The organism is Nocardia sp. NBC_00565 (assembly GCF_036345915.1).
Taxonomy (GTDB): Bacteria; Actinomycetota; Actinomycetes; order Mycobacteriales; family Mycobacteriaceae; genus Nocardia.
Map to the genome: position 1 here is coordinate 3,675,897 of NZ_CP107785.1, position 16,898 is coordinate 3,692,794.

Below are 16,898 nucleotides of genomic sequence, written 5' to 3' on the forward strand. Positions count from 1 at the left end.
CGAAAGAAGCGACCATGAACCTACTTCCCTCGGCAGAGCAGCTCGAAATCATATCTGCTGCTGTCGATTTCGTTGATTCTCGAATGCCATTGTCCGGCATTCGAGATCGTGCCGAACTCGACAACGCGGTGGATCCCGACGTCTGGCGTGAAGGTGCCGAGCTCGGGCTGCTCACCCTCGGGCTGGACGAGGTGCACGGCGGCTCCGGTCGACAACTCGACGACGAAGTGCTGCTGTTCTCGGCGCTGACGAAGCGGTTGGCCACCGGACCGTTCCTGGCGTCGACCCTGGCAGTGCGGATCGCCGCCCGGTGCGGCGACACTGAGCTGACCGAGCGAATCGGTAGTGGTACAGCGATGGTCGGCCTCGGCGAACTTCGTGGCGACGGCGCTTTCGATGCCGACGGCTTCAAGGGATCGTTCGATCTGATCGATTGTGTCGGTGCCTCCCATGTCCTGCTGGTCGCTCGGCACGGCGCGGCGATCGTCGAAATCGGCGAGTTTCCCGACGTCACAGCCGTCGCGGCGATCGACCCCGGTGTCCGGTTGTCCACCTCGACGGTGGTCTCCGGACGAGTCGCGCACTGGCTTCCGGACGACGCCGATCTCATCTGGAGTCGGGCGCAGGTCCTCGCCGCGGCGTCGCTGGCAGGGCTCGCCGAGGCGGCCAGGGACATGGCCACCGAACACGCGAACACGCGAATCCAGTTCGGCAAACCCATCGGTGTCAACCAGGCCATCAAACATCTGTGCGCCGACATGGCTGTCTCCGCTGACGCGTCGATCTCCCAGACCCTGTTCGCCGCGATCGCACTGCAGTCCGGCCGCGCCGACCGTACGTTCCAGATCCTGTCCGCCAAATCGGTCGCCACACGCGCTGCGATCGACAACGCGGCACACGGAATTCAGGTACACGGCGGTATGGGCTACACGTACGAGCACAACGCACATCTTGTTCTCAAACGCGCGCACATCTACGCGCACCTCTTCGGTGAGCCGACGGAAGTGCTCGCCCAACTCCTCGAGGAAGGCGCGGCCCAGTGAGCCGGAAAGTAGCCATCGCCGGCGTGGCCCTGTCCGATGTCGGCAGAGTCGACAGCAAGAACGCCTACGAACTCATGGCGCAAGCCAGCAGGCGAGCACTCGCCGAAGCCGGACTTCGACCCGAGGACATCGACGGGCTCGGATCCACCAGCCAGGGCACGCTGCCGCCTACCGACGTCGGGGAGTATCTCGGTCTGCGACCGCGGTGGATCGACTCCACCTCCGTCGGCGGTGCTTCCTGGGAGGTCATGCTCGCGCATGCCTCCGATGCGATCGCCGCCGGACACGCCGATGTGGTGCTGTTGACCTACGGTTCCACGGCCCGGGCAGACATCCGAAAGGGCTTGCGCGGCGCCAACATCAACTGGGGATCCCGCGGCCCGCTGCAATGGGACGCGCCCTACGGGCACACGCTGATCTCCAAGTACGCCATGGCAGCTCGCCGGCACATGTACCAGTACCGCACCACCATCGAGCAGCTGGCCGAGGTGGCCGTCTCGGCCAGGTTCAATGCCGCGGACAATCCGGAGGCGATGTACCGCGATCCGATCACCGTCGACGACGTGCTGTCGGGGCCGATGATCGCCGACCCCTTCACCAAGCTGCACTGCTGCATTCGCTCCGACGGCGGTGCGGCGGCGGTGCTCGTCGCCGAGGACCGGGTCGAAGACCTGAAGTCCGAACCTGTCTGGGTACTCGGATCCGGCGAAGCCACCTCACACATGCTCACCAGCCAGTGGGATGACATGACCGTCGGTCCCGCCTCGGTCACCGGACCGCTGGCGTTCCGACGGGCCGGACTGAAGCCCGCCGACGTCGACGTCGCCGAGATCTACGACGCCTTCACCTACATGCTGCTGCTGACGATGGAAGACCTCGGATTCTGCGAGAAGGGCGAGGGCGGGAAGTTCGTCGAGTCCGGAGCACTGAGATTGGGCGGCGACCTTCCGACCAACACCGACGGCGGCGGCCTGTCCGCGTGCCACCCGGGCCAACGAGGTCTGTTCCTCATCGTCGAAGCGGTGCGGCAGTTGCGCGGCGAGTCCGGGGTCCGTCAGGTCGAGAACGCGAAAATCGCCTGTGTCAGCGGAACCGGTGGATGGTTCTGCTCCAGTGGCACCGTCCTTCTGGGATCGGAACAACCGTGACGACATCCATTCTGAAGGGCGACTCGTTTCCCGACCTGCGGCTCGGTGTGGTCGCCACCGCCCCGGCCGCACCGGAGCTGATCGAGCGCACCGCACAGCTGATCGGGGTACCGCTGGTGGTGCGCTACGCGATGACCGAGTCACCGACGGTGTGTGGGACCGACATCGGCGATCCTCCCGAGGTGGCCCTCCGCACGGTGGGAAAACCTCAGTCCGGCATGCACGTTCGCGTCACCGATGACGAGGGCACGCCATTGCCGAGCGGCCGAGTCGGCCGCGTGCGCGTGCGGGGCGGCTGCGTTATGCGCGGTTATTGGAACAATCCGGCCATGACCCGGGACGTCTTCGACGACGAAGGGTATTTCATCAGCGGCGACCTCGGCAGCTTCACTGCCGAGGGCAACCTGACACTGGCCGGACGTATCGGAGACATGTACATCCGCGGCGGATTCAACGTCCATCCCCTCGAGGTCGAGCATGTCCTCGCTGACCATCCCGCGGTGAAAGCCGTTGCTGTGGTGGGACATCCGATGCCGGTGATCGGCGAGATCGGAGTGGCGTTCGTGGTGGCCAACGATGAAGCCTCGCCGCCGACGCTGGCCGAGCTGCGCGCATGGGCCGAGCAGCGACTCGGTGACTACAAGGCACCTGATCATATGGTCGTCATCGATGCGATCCCGCTCACCGCCATGTCCAAGACCGATCGAACACGGTTGCGCGAACTCGCCGCCGCGCACCCTCCGGCGGCTCGATGAGTCACGAAACCGTCACCGATACCGATACTCTCGCCAATCTGCGCGACGTCGGTGGACTGCGATGCCTCGACAGCCGCGTCACGAAGACCGGAGTGCTCTATCGCAGTGACGCTCCGTACGTGGGTGATACGAACCCGCTGACCGTAGAGCAGTGGCCGCCGACCGTGGTGGTCGACCTTCGGTCCCTCGCCGAGGTGAACCGGAATCCGTTCGATTGGTCATCGGAGACGGTGCGTCATCACCTGCCGCTGCACGATGGCGCCGCTCCCACCGAAGAAATCCCCCCGGACCTGGCGGGCCTGTACGGACAGATTCTCGATTCCGCACCGGATCGAGTCGCCTCGCTGCTCGGTATCGTCGCGCATGCCGACGGCCCGGTCCTGCTGCACTGCGCCGCGGGTAAAGATCGCACCGGTATCGCGGTCGCAACATTGCTGTTGGCTGCCGGCGTCGAGCCGGCGGCGGTGATCGCCGACTATCTGCTGACCGCGGCCCACATGCCCGCGCTCGGTCGACGTTGGAAGGCCAAGGCCGACAAGAGCTCTCACGGGCGTCCGCTGCCGGCGGCGTGGTTGACAGCTCCCGAGGCCGCGATCGTCTCGGTCGTCCGGCGACTGGCCGATTGGCCGGGCGGCGCGGGCGGATGGCTCGTCGACCACGGTGCGACACGTTCGGATCTGAACCAGTGGCACAGCCGACTACTGACATGAAACACGACGGAAGTAAAACCATGCGAATACACATCGAACTCGATCAGTGCGAGGGCCACGGACTCTGCGCGGCCACTGCGCCCGATCTGTACGACCTCGACGCCGAGGGATACGCCGCCAAGGCCGATCTGCACGTTCCCGAAGGCATGCTCGACAAGGCCGAATCCGGCGTGTCCGCGTGCCCGATGCGGGCCATACGGCTCATCACCCAGTAGCGCTGACCAGCTCGGAAAGCTCTATCCGGACACATTTCTCCGACCCATCGGTGCCGAACAAGGAGTACACATGGCAGGCCGCCTCGAAGGAAAAGTCGCGTTCATCACGGGAGCCGCACGCGGGCAGGGCAGAAGTCACGCCGTGCGTCTCGCGGAAGAAGGTGCCGATATCATCGCCATCGACATCTGCGAGCAGATCGATTCCAACCCCTATCCACTCGCGACACCGGAGGATCTCGCGGAGACCAAGCGGCTCGTCGAGAAGCTCGATCGCCGGATCGTGACGGCCAAAGCCGACGTCCGCGAACGCACCCAACTGCGCGAGGTGATCGACGCCGGAGTGGCCGAACTCGGCCGACTCGACATCGTTCTCGCCAACGCCGGCATCCTGCCCATGGCGATGGGTGATCCGGATCCGATGGATTTCGTCGACGCCACCGACGTGGACCTCGTCGGCGCCATGAACGCAGTCGCCGTTGCCCTTCCGCACTTGCCCGACCACAGTTCCATCGTCATCACCGGTTCCACCGCGGCGATGATTTCGGGCGCCACCGACAACCCGGCGATGGGCCCCGGCAGCGCCGGCTACGGCTGGGCGAAGAAAACCCTCATGGGGTACGTCGAACAGATGGCGTTGCATCTGGCACCGAAGTTCATTCGCGTCAACTGCGTCCATCCCACCAACGTCAACACTCATCTGCTGCACAACGATGGCCTGTACAGCATGTTCCGGCCCGATCTCGACAACCCGACGCGCGAAGACGTCGAACCCGCGTTCACGACATTCCAGGCGATGCCCATCCCCTATGTCGAACCGGTCGACATCTCCAACCTCGTGCTGTTCCTCGCCTCCGACGAAGCGCGCTACATCACCGGCCAGCAGATCCGCGTCGACGCAGGCTCACTGCTGAAGTTCCCCCAGGGACCGAGCTGATCCTCGTCGACGGGTCGCGTCGGCACGGGTCCGATCAACACCGACCGCCGTCATCCGTCACAACGAGCAATTTGTGCACGAATCGAGTTCGTGCACAAGCTGCTCGTGTCGTTTCGGACGGTCGAATCAGCTCACCGGATAGCTGAAGGTCTTGGTCTCGAGGAAGTCCTCGAGTCCTTCGACACCCCATTCGCGTCCGAGACCGCTCTGCTTATAACCACCGAACGGTGCGGTGATGGAATCGCTCGAGGTGTCTGCCGCGGAAACCCTCACGGCCACCATCGATTCGGCGGGGATCGAACGGCTCCGCCAAGTCCTGGCCGACGAAGCCGCCGCCGGCGACTTCCGCGAACGAACCGTCACCGTGCACACCGAGATCGCTCGCTTGACCGGCAATTCCGTACTCGAATTGTTCATCCACGTCGGCAACAACCTTGCCCGACTGCACGGCCTCGCCCCCACCGAGAACGAACGCCGATGGCTGCACGAGCGGCAACACGGAACTCGTCGAATCCATCGTCGCAGGCGACGCTCTGGCGGCCGCCCGCACGGTGCGTAGGCGCCTTCGAGCGATGACTCGTCGCGAAGCCCTCTCCGCGACCAGAAACCCGACAAGGAAAGCAGAGACACGGCCATGACCGAACCGAACGACGCGCTGGTACTGATCGAGCAGCGAGGCCACACCCGAATGCTGACGCTCAATCGGCCGCATGTTCGCAATGCGTTGAGCATCGCCCTGAGCAACGCGCTCGTCGCCGAATTGCGTTCGGCGGACGACGATGTAGACACCCGGGTAATCCTGCTGACCGGGGCGGGCGGCGCCTTCTGCTCCGGCGTCGATCTGAAGGACCTATCCGAGAACGGATTCGACGGGGAGAATTCCGTCGACGGTAATTGCCTCACACATTTGGCGGCGGTGCGCACGCCCGTCGTGGGGCTCGTGTCGGGACCGGCCGTGACCGGCGGCTTCGAGCTGGCACTGGCGTGCGACTTTCTCATCGCGACGCCCGATGCCCGGTTCGCCGACACGCACAGCAGGGTCGGCATCGTTCCCGGCGGCGGGCTGACGGCACGACTCAGCGAGGCCGTCGGGGTACGCCGAGCCCGCCAGATGAGTTCCACCGGCGCATATCTCGATGCCGCCACCGCGCTCGCCTGGGGTGTCGTCAATGAGATCGTGCCGGCCGCGCAGCTGTACGACCGCGGATGGAGTATTGCCGAGGCGATGCTCGCCGCGGACGCGCGGACGCTCGCGGCGGTGTGGAATCTCTACGATGCCGTCTCCGCGGACGGCATAGCCACCGCCGTCGAACGCGAAGCGGTCGTCAACCGAGGATGGAGTGTTGCCGCGGAACAGGTAGCGGGCCGCACGAGCTCCGTGATCGCGCATGGGCGCAGCGAATCCACCGGCCGCTGAGCAGATCTCCTGGTCGACCTCCGCGCCCTTGCCGTCGGTCGGTCGGCCGAACGATTCGCCCGAGCAGCTCCGCAGTCGATCGCCGACACCGACGCGGTCGGTCAGCGTGGTAAAAACACCTCGTCCACGACCGCGCCGATGACAGCCCCGGCTCGGCGATCGCCTTTCACGTCAGCGGGCACACGCCTCCGAAGACCATCTCGGCTACGCCGCTGTCCGGCCTATCCGCCCATGCGCAATCCGGGCGCCCGGGTGCCGAACACGTCGGTGGCGAAGACTCCCCCGAGTTTGTTCGCGTCCCAACGCTTTCCACCATTGGAGACCACGGCTGCCGGGGCCCAGGCTGTCAGCAGCTGAATATTCTCTCCGAGCGCTTTGATGACCTGGCCGCTGACGTGTCCGGCCTCCGGACTCGCCAACCATGCGACCACCGGAGACCCGAGCGAAGGGTCCTTGGGGTCGAACTCGTCCTCGCCACGTTCGTCCGGTTCGATGGCGGGCGCGCTACCTGCCATCGTCGCCGACATCCGAGTACGTCCGCCGGGGCTGATCGCGTTCACCGTCGCACCGATCGACGCGAGTTCGAGAGTCTGATCACGATGCGACGGGACGGAAGACCGTGGCGTCGATGTCGTCGGTGATCGGCCGGAAGAAGACCTCGACGGCCATCCCCACTTCGAGGTCATCCGGGGTGACGCCTTCGATGTTCGTCATCAGGCGCGGCCCCTCGTCGAGTTCGACCATCGCTGCGATATAAGGCAATCGCGATCTGAAGGGATGCAGATCGTTGACGTACACGGTGGAGTACGTATACAAGGTGCCTCGACCGCTCGCTTCGGTTGCCACGATGTCCTCGCTCCAGCAGAACGGGCAGAACGGACGCGGGTAATGGTGCACCTTGGAACAAGCGTTGCACGTCGCGATCAGCAGGGTGCCCTCTTTCGCCGCGTCCCAGTACGGACGGCTGGCGTCTTCGATCGTGGGGAGATCGGCGCGAGGCTTGTCGGCTGGAGGCTTCGGAGTGACGTTGTCAGCCATAGTCGTTCACCATCCCAGGTAGTCGGCGGGGCGCTTCTGCACAAAGGCGCGCACGCCCTCTTTCGAGTCGTGCGCATAGGACTGGATCTCCTGCGCCATGGCCTCGGCAACGAATGACGCGCTGCGATCGGAATCAGGCGAGTCGTTGAACAGCCGCTTGGTCAATGCGATCGCACTGGTGGGAGCGACAGCAAGCCGATCCGCGAATTCGGCGACGGCCGCATCGAGTTCGGCGACCGATACGACTCGATTGATCAGTCCGAGGCCGAGTGCTTCGCCCGCCGTGAGCTTCTCACCGAAGAACACCATCTCCTTGGCCTTCTGCATGCCGATTCGGCGTGGCAGCAGGTACGCACCGCCGCCATCGACGACCAGGCCGCGCTTGACGAAGGACTCGGCGAAGTAGGCAGCATCGGTCGCCACCACGAGATCCGACGCATAGGCCAGATGCGCGCCGATCCCTGCGGCGGCACCCTGCACCACGGTGATCACCGGTTTACCGCAATCGAGCACGGAGGCAACGAGTTTCTGCGCTCCGGTCATGATCGTGCGCATCGGACCGGTGACACGCTTGACGTTCTTGGCGTGACCGTCGGCGAGTGTGACCACATCGGCGCCGGCACAGAAGTGACGACCATTGGCTCGGAGCACGACCACCCGGACGTCAGGGTCGACGTCCGCATCCGAGAACAACTGGATCAACGCATTCCGGTCGTCCGGGCGGATCGCGTTCGCGGCATCCGGCCGGTTGAGGGTGATCGTGAAGATTCCGCCGGATAGCTCCGACAGAATCGCTGCGTCTCGGCTCCGGTCGGTAGCCGTCCCAGTCATCGCAGTCTCCCTACCGCGCCGGTCGAGCGAGCCCGCCGATTACCAATATCTGACATTCTCGTCATATCAAGCGGCTCGCCCGGCACTGTACGTCACCCGGAGATGCTTGATGCCGTTGAGGAAGTTCGAGCGCAGCATGACCGGCTCCCCCACTGCGCGGATGTCCGGGTAGCGCGTGAACAGCTCACGGAAGGCAACGTCCAGTTCGAGCCGCGCCAGGTGGGCGCCGAGACAGAAGTGCGGGCCCGGCGCACCGAAGGCCAAGTGCAGGTTGGGATCCCGAGTGATATCGAACGTGTGAGGCGCGTCGAACACCGACTCGTCCCGATTGGCCGACGCCGGACGAAAAGTCCTCCGGTCGACGGCTGACGTCGAGTATGTCGGAGTGTCGCGTCAGGGCGTAGAAGCCCTTGGCGGGCCCGGTGCCGGGTGCGCCTACCGGGACGAAGACCCGGGAATGGTTGCGTCGCAGATCTGCGAACACCTCGTCGCGCTCGGCAGGATTGTTCTGCCACCAGTTCAAATCGTTGAGGGGCGTCGCGACCTCGTCGGTTTCGATCATTGGAACCGCCTAGTACTGTGATCCAGGTAATCCACCCTCGTGATTCTGGCAGTTGTGTCACTATTTGGCAAGCGACCTGAACAGGTGGTTAGGGAATCTAGATAGCGATATTCGATCGAACAACTGGCTCTACCGTCACGTCGAGAACCGACCGGCGAACCACCTCGATCCGAAAGGCAACAGCCTCGTGAGCAACACGCCCTACGCGTCACCGGCTCTGATCATCAGTGAGTGCCAGCGCGGCATCCTCGAACCGGGCCGATCCATTTCGGCCGAACTCGCAGAGCTGGCTGCCGCACGCCGGGTGGTTCCCCGCACAGCCGAGTTGGCGCGCGAATTCCGATCCCGCGGACTACCCGTCGTGCACTGCATCATCGAGCACCGCGACGACCAGAAGGGCATGGTGGCCAACTCTTACCTGGGCGCCATGGCACTCAGGAACAGATCGATGACGGCCGGTACGACCGACGTCGAGATCCCCGCCGAACTCGGTCCCGAGCCGGGCGATATCGTCAGCTCCCGCGCAACCGGACTGACGGCCTTCTACGGGACCGATCTCGACGCCATGCTGAGGCTCCAGCGAATCGAGACGCTGGTTCTCGCTGGGATCTCCACCAACATCGCACTGCCGGGGTTGGCGCTCGAGGCCGTGAACCGCGGATACTCGGTCGTGCTCGCGGAAGACTGCACCGCCGGATCTTCGCCGCAGACGCACGAATTCATGGTGGCGAACATACTGACACTGCTCACACGCGTCACCCCGGCAGCCGACATCATCGAACGGCTACCGGGGTGATCTGCGAGACGAGGTGATCAGCCGACGGCGACCGCGGCTGCCTCCTCCGCGTCCTGGACGGCGTCCCCGTTGATCGAGAAACCGCCATCCACGGTGACCAGCGAACCCGTCGCGAACGCTGCTTCGTCCGAGACGAGATATGTTGCGGCATAAGCGATATCCATTGGGTTGCCGATCCGAGTCAGTCGTCCACCACCGGTGTGATGTCCCGAGTCGCCCCGACCTGCGACCACTCGACCGACCAGGATGCAGTTCGCCCGGATTCCGTCGGAACTGCCCTCGACCGCGAGCGACCGGGTCAACGAGTTGACCGCGGACTTGGCTGCCCCGTACGCGCCGAACCCTTTGAATCCGGCGACAGACTGACCTGACGAGATGTTCAAGATCGACGCACCTTCCGCCGAAACCAGATGCGGCCAAGCATATTTCGACGCCCAGAACACGTTTCCGGTAACAGTCCCGATCATGATCGACTGCCATTCCTCGTTCGAATACTCGTGAATCGGCTTGATCGTCGTCGCCACTGCCGCCGTAGGGGCAGCGTTGTTCACGAGAGTGGTCAGCGAACCGAAACGTTCGACCGTCGACTCGACCACGGAACGAATACTCGCTTCCGAGGTGACGTCCAGCGAAAAGAACTCGGCAGCTCCGCCCGCGTCCCGTATCCGGGCGACGACCTTGTTTCCTCGGTCGGCACTGCGCCCGGTCACGGCTACTTTCGCACCCTCCGAGGCGAAGTGCTCCGCCATCGAACGGCCGATGCCGCGAGTGGATCCGGAGATCAACACCACCTTGCCGGCCAGTCTCGTTCCCATATGCGTGCTTCCCCTCGCTTCTCTCTCGCTCACAGCGAATCCTGAAGTGCCTGCATGGCGATCAGGCGACGTCGGTTCATCTCGATCGATGCAGCGATATTCGAGTCTTCGGCGCGGGATTCCAAGTCGCTCAGACGGTTTCGGGTCGATTCGATTTCCGCCACCAACCGTTCACCGGCCTCGTCGCGCGTCAACAGATCCTGATCGGTCCAGTCCGCTGCGTCGATGTCCTTGTCTGCGGCCATGCCGACACCATTGCTTTCGATCGAGGCCGGAACGCGCCGCCAGCCACGTCTCGCACGACTCCAACTGGGGCACGACAGCCTGTTCACCTGACTAAATCTGACACTCATGTACGCTAGTGACAGCTGTCACAGCTGTCAATGCGATCCGCCTGCATCCACATGTCGTCGCGCGGCTGCGGCGAATGCGTCCTCGATTCGCCGATGCCGCGCTCTCAGAGACTCGAGCGAGTCGGGATGCGTCACGATGTAGAGGTCGCCTCGCTCGACGGCGTCGGCAACGATCTCCCCCACCACCTCCGCCGCCATGATTCCGCTCGGTTGCCGACGCGTGGTCCTCACGGGCTGGACACCTGGCCGATTGCGTTCACTGTCCGCGATGTCGGATCGCACCATCGCCGGTACCAGCACTCCGACCCCCACCTGCGAATTACGTCGGGCGAGTTCATCACTCACCGTTTCCGTCAGCGCGACCACGCCGAACTTCGATACTCCGTAGGCGGCCAGGCCCGAACCCGTACGCAGCCCGGCGATGGACGCGGTGTTCACGATGAATCCCTGACTCGACGTCGATTCGATGATCGGCAGGAAGACGTTCATTCCGTTGATGACACCCCACAGGTTCACGTCGATCACCCAGCGAAAATCGGCAAGGGTCAGATCGGCGAACGGTGCGATCTTCGCGACGCCGGCGTTGTTGATCGCGATGTCGATGCGACCGTGTCGGGCGAGCACGTCGTCCGCGAGGCGCCGCACGTCTTCGATCCGGCTGACATCGGCGACGATTCCGGGAACGCCGAGTTCTGCCGCGGCCGCTTCGAGCGCGTTCACCTGCACGTCTGCGATCGTCACCGCGGCTCCGCGGGCGATCAGGGAGGCGGCGATCGCATAGCCGATGCCAGCTGCACCACCGGTGACAACCGCACTCCGTCCGGTCAGATCCGGTACACCCACAGCCATGGTCGGCCCTTTCGTCATTGCCGAGTCCGCTTGCCAGAACCGGCTTTCACCGATTCGACGCGCAGCCCGCCGAGGACGAATTCACTGATCCAGTCGATGTCCTCGTCGCTCGGTGCCGTCGAATCCCACAGGTAACGGCGCATGGCGCCGAGTACGAGATCGGAGATGCAAGCCCCATCCCGCACCGTATCACCCCCGAGCGCCTCGAGCGGAGCGGTGAGCAGATCGGAGATCGGCCTGAGCAACTCGTGCTGACTACCGTTGGGGGCTACAGAGCCGGACTGGCTCAGGTGACCGAGCACGGTGCGACTCGTCTTCGCCGCCTCGACGTTGCTGACCTGACGTAGAACTCCGCGTGTCCATGCGGAGATTTGCTCCTTGGGGTCGGCCAGACCGCTCATGCGTGCGTCGATGACCTCCACCACCCGCGCGACTCCCTTTTCCAGGACTGCCAGCACCAGATCGTCCTTGCTCGGAAAGGAGCGATACAGAGTGTGGTTCGAGATCCCGGCCGCCGCGACGATATCGGACACCGATGGCATTGCCGGAGCGGACTTTTCGATCAGCCCCAGGGTGACCTCCAGCAGCCGATCGATTTCGTCTTCGGCCGACTTGCGTTGCCGCTCGGTACGCCGGGCAGCGGCCTGTGCGGCGCGGCTACCCACTGCCGGCGGCCGCGAAACTGATGTATCGTTCTGCATCATGAGTAATCCGATTCTGTTCCTAGGACACTTGTGAGTACCATTATGGACGACAGCACCCATTCCGCGGATGCCGACACCGGCTCCCCGTTCGACCTGTTCAGCCTGGCCGGAAAGATCGCACTGGTGACGGGCGGCAGTCGCGGCATGGGCCGAGAGATGGCTCTCGCGTTCGCCAGAGCCGGCGCCGACGTCGTCGTCGCCAGCCGCAAATTCGAGAACTGCCAAAAGGTCGTGGCCGAGATCGAGTCGATCGGACGCAGCGGTCTTGCCTACAGTTGCCATCTCGGCCATTGGGACGAGATCGAAGGCCTCGTAGACGCGGCATACGACACCTTCGGCACCGTCGACATCCTGGTCAACAATGCGGGCATGTCACCGACATACGACAGCATCACCGACGTCACGGAGAAGATGTACGACAGCGTTCTCGGACTGAACCTCAAGGGGCCGTTTCGACTCACACAACTCGTCGGAACCCGCATGAAGGCACAGGGGTCGGGCAGCGTCATCAACGTGAGCAGCACAGGCTCGCTGCGCCCGATGGGGTCGATCATCCCGTACGCCGCGGCCAAGAACGGACTCAACGCGATGACGGAGGGTTTCGCCGATCTCCTCGGCCCCGAGGTGCGGGTGAACACGCTGATGCCCGGCCAGTACCTGACCGACATCGCGGCGGCATGGGACATGGAGCACACCCTCGAGGCGTCCAAGCGGCTGCACCTCGAGCGAATCGGGCAGCCTCCCGAGATCGTCGGCGCCGCACTCTTTCTCGCCAGTAGGGCATCGAGTTACACATCCGGCACGATCGTCCGTTCGGACGGCGGAATTCCGTGACAGAAGGCGAGTGCCCCGGCAGCGTTCGTTCAGGTGCGGTCGAAGTACTCGGCGAGCACCTTTGCCAGCAGCTCCGGCTCACTGATCATCACGTTGTGACACGTATCGATTTCGACGACGTCCTCGACGCCACCGAGATTGTCGATGTGCGCCCGCTGTTGGTCCGGTGTGACAGCACGGTCCTGACCGGTGATGATCCAGGATCGAGGAATCGACATCGGCATACCACTGCGGTCCACCGGCGTCGTGGCCAGAAGGGCGCTGTCCGCACACAACCCGGCAACACTGAACTCGACCTGTTCCGGAGTCATCCCGTTGCAGAACATCCGCTCTGCGAACTCGCTGGGGAACGGCGCCGGTTCGCCCGGGTCCGCCACCTTCTCCGTCACATCCTGCTGTAAGTCACCGACCAGATCCTGCAGGACCGACTCACCGCTGGGCGGCATTGCCGCCGCGATGAACACCATCCGTGATACCCGCTGTGCGCCAAGGGCTTCCGCCACGCCGGGCACGGTCACACCGGCCATGGAATGGGCGACCAACATCACCTCGTCCGCCCTGATTCGTTCGACGTCGGCGACCACCGAGGCAACACAGTCCGCGATCCCCACGGTCCGAAGATCTGCCGGGTTGGTTCCGCGCCCTGGCAGATCGACAGCGAGTACCTCGATGTTCGGTCGCAGAGCAGCCAAGGCCACGACCGTCGGAGTCCAACACGTCGACGAATGTTGTGCGCCGTGCACAAGCACGATAGCTCTACTCATGATCTTTTATCCTTGTCATTTGTCCAATGCTCCAACAGAATTCCTTCGAGCGGTGGAGCCGACGATTCGCTCTAGTGCGTGTGAGTTTCCCTCGGGCGAGCGAGTGATTACTTCGGCAAGGCCTGCATCATGCCGCCGTCGAGTTCGTAGGTGCTGCCGGTGATGAACGTCGCCTCGTCGGAGAGCAGGAATGCGACCAGATCCGCGACCTCCTGCGGACGCCCCATCCGTCCGAGGGGAATAAGTGAAGCCCACTTCTGCTGTAACTCATCGGGATACGACAGGATCCCGGATGTCGCAATCGTTCCCGGTGCGACGGCATTGACGCGAATGTCGTCCAGCGCGTAGTCGATGGCGGCATTGCGCGTCAGTCCCACGACCCCATGCTTCGACGCGACGTATCCGGGCATCAAGTCAGCGTTCTTGAGCCCGGAACACGAGGTGATGTTCACGATCGATCCACCGCCGTGTGCGACGAAGTGGGTGAGTTCGGCACGCATGCAGAGGAATGTTCCACGGAGATTGACCGAGACGGCCAGATCGAAAGCCGCCGGATCCACTTCGTGAATCCGCTTCAGCGAGTGCGCGATTCCGGCGTTGTTCACCGCGAGATGCAGGCCACCGAACGTCTCGACGGCATGCGCCACCAAGGCCTCGGTATCGGCGCGATCGGATACCTGCGCGTGGACATACGACGCCTGCCCACCCGAATCGGTGACCTCCGAAACCACACGCCCGCCCGCTTCGTCGTCGATGTCAGAAACCACGACAGCCGCACCCTGGGCCGCCAGCAGCTTGGCGCATGACTCACCGATTCCATTACCGGCCCCGGTGACCAGAGCAACCTTGCCATCGAATCGCATGATGCCGTCTCCAAGAATGTGAACAGAGCCACCGGCCGGTTCTCCAAGGCTCGCTATCTGACAGAAACGGACAGTAGTGTGAGTCACACCATATGTCAATAACATGCCTAGCACTGCGCATTTTCAGTTCGGATAGGCTCGATTGCACGAGACATGTCCACACGCTGATCGATTAATTCTGGCATCTATGTCATCTTCTGTCGAACGGCAATGTTCGACTTCGCCGCCGCCGACTCCGACTCCGACGTGACGTTTTCGGTGGATCGCACCGAAAACCGCACAAGTGACGTTATTGTCAGATTGTCGAAATTCACCCGAACGGAGTAGCAGTGATACTCGGTGTCGGACGCAGTTCGAAAGGGCCGGGGCTGCTCGTCACCGCGCTGTCGCACGCCACCGCGATCCACGATGTCGTCCGAGCAGCGCGCAATGGAGATCTCGGTCGAAAGTGGGACAAGGTGGTGCTCACCGGACATTCGTTCGGCACACTCGCCGCGCTTATCGAAGCATCGGTGTTCCAGGATGTCGACGGCATTATCGCCAGCGGAGCCTCGCACGCCCCTGGGCCGCTCGCGATAGCAGACGTCGTCGGCTCCGTCCGTATCGCCGAGCAGGACCCGCTCACCGCGAACGACGTAACCCCTGGTGACGTCACCTATCTCAGTACAGTTGATCTGAGAGCCGCCGAGTTCCACGACCCCGCCGATAGCGATCCCGCAGTCGTCGCGGCGGATGAAGCCGATCGTAAAGCCGGAACCGCGGGCATGTTTCTCACAATTCCAGCGTATATCCCTGCGACACTGAACATTCGAGTTCCGGTACTTCTCGCCAATGGGAGTCGCGACCGGGTGTTCTGCGCCCAGGGCGCGGCATGGTCGCTCACCGACTGCTCGAGCGCCGACAGTCTCTATCGGTCGGAGAAGCCGTTCTACCCGAACGCTGATGTCGAGGCGTACATACTTCCTGGCGCCGGACATTCGATTGATCTCGCCCTCAACAACAAGGACTTCTTCGCGCGCGCGACCGAATGGATCGATGCGCGTTTTCACTAGGGAACCGGGTGCGGAGGAGGTGGAATGGGTTCGGCAGACACCTCGCCGGACCCGCACCGCCGCGGCCGAGAGCGTGGGAATGCCAGGTCCGCGATTCGCGGACCTGGCATTGGTCGAGCCCCGACCATTGGTCGAGCCCCGACTTCGCTCACTCAGCGTCCACCGGACCAATAGAATCTGGACGAGGCGACCCAGGTGTTACCGATTGGTCCCGGTGTCGAGAATCGGATCACACCGTGCGCGCCTGCCTGATATCGCTCACTTCGCCGGAGCGGGTAGGGGCTGGTTGATCGTGGTGAAATACTGGGCCATCGACAAAATCGCCACCGGGGCGGTTACCAGCAGCTGACCAGCGAGGGTTCCCAGCGCGCCGATGGCGAGGATGCCGCCGAGGCAGCCGACCGCGGCAGCGGGAATGAACGGACCGAACAGACCGACGATGGTGACGGCGGCGACCGTGGCACCCGCGATACCGCCGAGGAGGCAGCCGAGCGCGCCGCCACCGATCCCGCCGACGACAGTGCCGACAGTGGCGCCCATGGTCATCGTGCTCGTCATGCGTGACCAGGCAGCCTGCTCACGGTCGTACGGGGTCTTCCACGGCGCAGTATCCTCGTACGGCAATGCTACGGGCTTGTACTGCGCATGCTCCAGGTCGAACAACGGTGTGAGCGTCGCGGTGCGGTCGGTGACAGCGGCCGCAATCGGAAACACGAAATCGTCTACCCGGAACGACAATTCGGTGCCGGCGAGCACTGTTCCGTTGGCGGCCTTGATCTTGAACACACCGTCTTCGACCGCCAGCGACCCGGCATCGGTGCTGACGATCGAGGCCTTGTCCGTGCTGGTCGCCTGATAGTTCACCGCTGCTTCGGTGGCCGAATCGGCGCCAGCGGGTCCGGCGGCAATGCCGAGAGCCGCGGCCAGCAGGGTGGATGTGGCAGTGATCGTGACGCCACGTGCCTTCCCAGATGTGCGTGCGGATCGTGTTTCATCCGCGTTGTTTTTCCGCATTTTGTTCCCTCACTCATTTATTGCAACTCTCGGCCATGGTCGGCCGAGAAGATTCCGCGGGCAGATCGAATCCGCCCGCCGTCATTTACCGCCGCCGCGGAATTCCTCGGGAATCTGTAGGCCGACGATTCCGAGTTCTCCAGCCGCTCGGTTCAGTTCACGCGCGACCATCCCGGCCTTCTCGAACTCGCCGATGCGCGG

Annotated in this window: 19 protein-coding genes and 5 pseudogenes; 11 read left to right on the plus strand and 13 right to left on the minus strand. The window is 63.7% G+C overall.

Annotation, left to right across the window (positions count from 1 at the left end; genetic code table 11):
* Positions 1–14: 14 nt before the first annotated feature.
* The 6 genes and pseudogenes from OG874_RS17505 to OG874_RS17530 all read left to right on the plus strand — a co-directional run bounded on the left by OG874_RS17505 (position 15) and on the right by OG874_RS17530 (position 4,805).
* The gene (locus OG874_RS17505) at positions 15–1,043 is read left to right on the plus strand and encodes an acyl-CoA dehydrogenase family protein (RefSeq protein ID WP_330256199.1); all 1,029 of its coding nucleotides are present in this window, start codon (positions 15–17) and stop codon (positions 1,041–1,043) included.
* On the plus strand, positions 1,040–2,191 hold the full coding sequence (locus OG874_RS17510) for an acetyl-CoA acetyltransferase (RefSeq protein ID WP_330256200.1): 1,152 nt from the start codon (positions 1,040–1,042) through the stop codon (positions 2,189–2,191). The genes OG874_RS17505 and OG874_RS17510 overlap by 4 nt, the downstream gene beginning before the upstream one ends.
* Before the next feature lie 20 nt (positions 2,192–2,211).
* A pseudogene (locus OG874_RS17515) lies at positions 2,212–2,946 on the plus strand (class I adenylate-forming enzyme family protein); the annotation flags it as partial.
* Complete coding sequence (locus tag OG874_RS17520) at positions 2,943–3,656, plus strand: tyrosine-protein phosphatase (protein WP_330256201.1); 714 nt, start codon at positions 2,943–2,945, stop codon at positions 3,654–3,656. The pseudogene OG874_RS17515 and the gene OG874_RS17520, both read left to right, overlap by 4 nt.
* A gap of 20 nt (positions 3,657–3,676) precedes the next feature.
* Positions 3,677–3,871, plus strand: coding sequence for a ferredoxin (locus OG874_RS17525; protein WP_330256202.1), 195 nt, complete (start codon positions 3,677–3,679; stop codon positions 3,869–3,871).
* 70 nt (positions 3,872–3,941) lie between these two features.
* Positions 3,942–4,805 (plus strand): mycofactocin-coupled SDR family oxidoreductase, encoded by an 864-nt coding sequence (locus OG874_RS17530; protein ID WP_330256203.1) that lies wholly within the window; start codon positions 3,942–3,944, stop codon positions 4,803–4,805.
* 126 nt (positions 4,806–4,931) lie between these two features.
* Here the strand turns inward: OG874_RS17530 and OG874_RS17535 are convergent.
* Positions 4,932–5,039, minus strand: a pseudogene (locus OG874_RS17535) (aldehyde dehydrogenase family protein); the annotation flags it as partial.
* Position 5,040: 1 nt separating this feature from the next.
* Between OG874_RS17535 and OG874_RS17540 the strand changes: the two are divergent.
* Positions 5,041–5,364, plus strand: coding sequence for an FCD domain-containing protein (locus OG874_RS17540; protein ID WP_330256204.1), 324 nt, complete (start codon positions 5,041–5,043; stop codon positions 5,362–5,364).
* Between the two features lie 75 nt (positions 5,365–5,439).
* A complete protein-coding gene (locus tag OG874_RS17545; protein ID WP_330256205.1) occupies positions 5,440–6,222 on the plus strand; it encodes an enoyl-CoA hydratase in 783 nt (260 codons plus the stop codon).
* 221 nt (positions 6,223–6,443) lie between these two features.
* Here the strand turns inward: OG874_RS17545 and OG874_RS17550 are convergent.
* The 4 genes and pseudogenes from OG874_RS17550 to OG874_RS17565 form a co-directional block, all read right to left on the minus strand.
* Positions 6,444–6,812 (minus strand): annotated as a pseudogene (locus tag OG874_RS17550) (SDR family NAD(P)-dependent oxidoreductase); the annotation flags it as partial.
* 4 nt (positions 6,813–6,816) lie between these two features.
* On the minus strand, positions 6,817–7,260 hold the full coding sequence (locus OG874_RS17555) for a Zn-ribbon domain-containing OB-fold protein (protein ID WP_330256206.1): 444 nt from the start codon (positions 7,258–7,260) through the stop codon (positions 6,817–6,819).
* 6 nt (positions 7,261–7,266) lie between these two features.
* Entirely contained in the window at positions 7,267–8,091 is an 825-nt protein-coding gene (locus OG874_RS17560) for an enoyl-CoA hydratase/isomerase family protein (protein WP_330256207.1), read from the minus strand.
* A 66-nt stretch (positions 8,092–8,157) separates the two neighbouring features.
* Positions 8,158–8,427 (minus strand): annotated as a pseudogene (locus tag OG874_RS17565) (cytochrome P450); the annotation flags it as partial.
* Positions 8,428–8,840: 413 nt separating this feature from the next.
* On the opposite strand from OG874_RS17565, the gene OG874_RS17570 reads away from it, so the two are divergent.
* Entirely contained in the window at positions 8,841–9,449 is a 609-nt protein-coding gene (locus OG874_RS17570; RefSeq protein WP_330256209.1) for a cysteine hydrolase family protein, read from the plus strand.
* 17 nt (positions 9,450–9,466) lie between these two features.
* On the opposite strand, the gene OG874_RS17575 is transcribed toward OG874_RS17570, so the two are convergent.
* From OG874_RS17575 to OG874_RS17590, 4 genes are all read right to left on the minus strand, one after another.
* The gene (locus tag OG874_RS17575) at positions 9,467–10,264 is read right to left on the minus strand and encodes an SDR family NAD(P)-dependent oxidoreductase (protein ID WP_330256210.1); all 798 of its coding nucleotides are present in this window, start codon (positions 10,262–10,264) and stop codon (positions 9,467–9,469) included.
* Positions 10,265–10,293: 29 nt separating this feature from the next.
* Complete coding sequence (locus tag OG874_RS17580; RefSeq protein WP_330256211.1) at positions 10,294–10,509, minus strand: hypothetical protein; 216 nt, start codon at positions 10,507–10,509, stop codon at positions 10,294–10,296.
* 135 nt (positions 10,510–10,644) lie between these two features.
* The gene (locus OG874_RS17585; RefSeq protein WP_330256212.1) at positions 10,645–11,466 is read right to left on the minus strand and encodes an SDR family NAD(P)-dependent oxidoreductase; all 822 of its coding nucleotides are present in this window, start codon (positions 11,464–11,466) and stop codon (positions 10,645–10,647) included.
* A gap of 14 nt (positions 11,467–11,480) precedes the next feature.
* Complete coding sequence (locus tag OG874_RS17590; RefSeq protein ID WP_330256213.1) at positions 11,481–12,170, minus strand: TetR/AcrR family transcriptional regulator; 690 nt, start codon at positions 12,168–12,170, stop codon at positions 11,481–11,483.
* 42 nt (positions 12,171–12,212) lie between these two features.
* Here OG874_RS17590 and OG874_RS17595 point away from each other — a divergent pair, with 42 nt between their 5' ends.
* Entirely contained in the window at positions 12,213–13,004 is a 792-nt protein-coding gene (locus tag OG874_RS17595; RefSeq protein ID WP_330257322.1) for an SDR family NAD(P)-dependent oxidoreductase, read from the plus strand.
* Positions 13,005–13,033: 29 nt separating this feature from the next.
* Here OG874_RS17595 and OG874_RS17600 read toward each other — a convergent pair whose 3' ends face one another.
* Positions 13,034–13,768: an alpha/beta fold hydrolase gene (locus OG874_RS17600; protein ID WP_330256214.1), complete on the minus strand. Its 735-nt coding sequence runs from the start codon at positions 13,766–13,768 to the stop codon at positions 13,034–13,036.
* Between the two features lie 107 nt (positions 13,769–13,875).
* Positions 13,876–14,631 (minus strand): SDR family NAD(P)-dependent oxidoreductase, encoded by a 756-nt coding sequence (locus tag OG874_RS17605; protein WP_330256215.1) that lies wholly within the window; start codon positions 14,629–14,631, stop codon positions 13,876–13,878.
* 329 nt (positions 14,632–14,960) lie between these two features.
* Between OG874_RS17605 and OG874_RS17610 the strand changes: the two genes are divergently transcribed.
* On the plus strand, positions 14,961–15,683 hold the full coding sequence (locus OG874_RS17610) for an alpha/beta fold hydrolase (RefSeq protein WP_330256216.1): 723 nt from the start codon (positions 14,961–14,963) through the stop codon (positions 15,681–15,683).
* A gap of 258 nt (positions 15,684–15,941) precedes the next feature.
* Here OG874_RS17610 and OG874_RS17615 read toward each other — a convergent pair whose 3' ends face one another.
* Complete coding sequence (locus tag OG874_RS17615) at positions 15,942–16,697, minus strand: hypothetical protein (protein ID WP_330256217.1); 756 nt, start codon at positions 16,695–16,697, stop codon at positions 15,942–15,944.
* Positions 16,698–16,778: 81 nt separating this feature from the next.
* Positions 16,779–16,898 (minus strand): annotated as a pseudogene (locus OG874_RS17620) (acyl-CoA dehydrogenase family protein); the annotation flags it as partial.

What these genes read in the sequence shown, in the direction of transcription:
- OG874_RS17580 (WP_330256211.1), bottom strand. Translation starts at nt 10,509, where the DNA reads ATGGCCGCAGACAAGGACATCGACGCAGCGGACTGGACCGATCAGGAT.
- OG874_RS17605 (WP_330256215.1), bottom strand. Translation starts at nt 14,631, where the DNA reads ATGCGATTCGATGGCAAGGTTGCTCTGGTCACCGGGGCCGGTAATGGA.
- OG874_RS17590 (WP_330256213.1), bottom strand. Translation starts at nt 12,170, where the DNA reads ATGATGCAGAACGATACATCAGTTTCGCGGCCGCCGGCAGTGGGTAGC.
- OG874_RS17540 (WP_330256204.1), top strand. Translation starts at nt 5,041, where the DNA reads ATGGAATCGCTCGAGGTGTCTGCCGCGGAAACCCTCACGGCCACCATC.
- OG874_RS17505 (WP_330256199.1), top strand. Translation starts at nt 15, where the DNA reads ATGAACCTACTTCCCTCGGCAGAGCAGCTCGAAATCATATCTGCTGCT.
- OG874_RS17560 (WP_330256207.1), bottom strand. Translation starts at nt 8,091, where the DNA reads ATGACTGGGACGGCTACCGACCGGAGCCGAGACGCAGCGATTCTGTCG.
- OG874_RS17600 (WP_330256214.1), bottom strand. Translation starts at nt 13,768, where the DNA reads ATGAGTAGAGCTATCGTGCTTGTGCACGGCGCACAACATTCGTCGACG.
- OG874_RS17555 (WP_330256206.1), bottom strand. Translation starts at nt 7,260, where the DNA reads ATGGCTGACAACGTCACTCCGAAGCCTCCAGCCGACAAGCCTCGCGCC.
- OG874_RS17520 (WP_330256201.1), top strand. Translation starts at nt 2,943, where the DNA reads ATGAGTCACGAAACCGTCACCGATACCGATACTCTCGCCAATCTGCGC.
- OG874_RS17530 (WP_330256203.1), top strand. Translation starts at nt 3,942, where the DNA reads ATGGCAGGCCGCCTCGAAGGAAAAGTCGCGTTCATCACGGGAGCCGCA.
- OG874_RS17575 (WP_330256210.1), bottom strand. Translation starts at nt 10,264, where the DNA reads ATGGGAACGAGACTGGCCGGCAAGGTGGTGTTGATCTCCGGATCCACT.
- OG874_RS17585 (WP_330256212.1), bottom strand. Translation starts at nt 11,466, where the DNA reads ATGGCTGTGGGTGTACCGGATCTGACCGGACGGAGTGCGGTTGTCACC.
- OG874_RS17525 (WP_330256202.1), top strand. Translation starts at nt 3,677, where the DNA reads ATGCGAATACACATCGAACTCGATCAGTGCGAGGGCCACGGACTCTGC.
- OG874_RS17615 (WP_330256217.1), bottom strand. Translation starts at nt 16,697, where the DNA reads ATGCGGAAAAACAACGCGGATGAAACACGATCCGCACGCACATCTGGG.
- OG874_RS17545 (WP_330256205.1), top strand. Translation starts at nt 5,440, where the DNA reads ATGACCGAACCGAACGACGCGCTGGTACTGATCGAGCAGCGAGGCCAC.
- OG874_RS17595 (WP_330257322.1), top strand. Translation starts at nt 12,213, where the DNA reads ATGGACGACAGCACCCATTCCGCGGATGCCGACACCGGCTCCCCGTTC.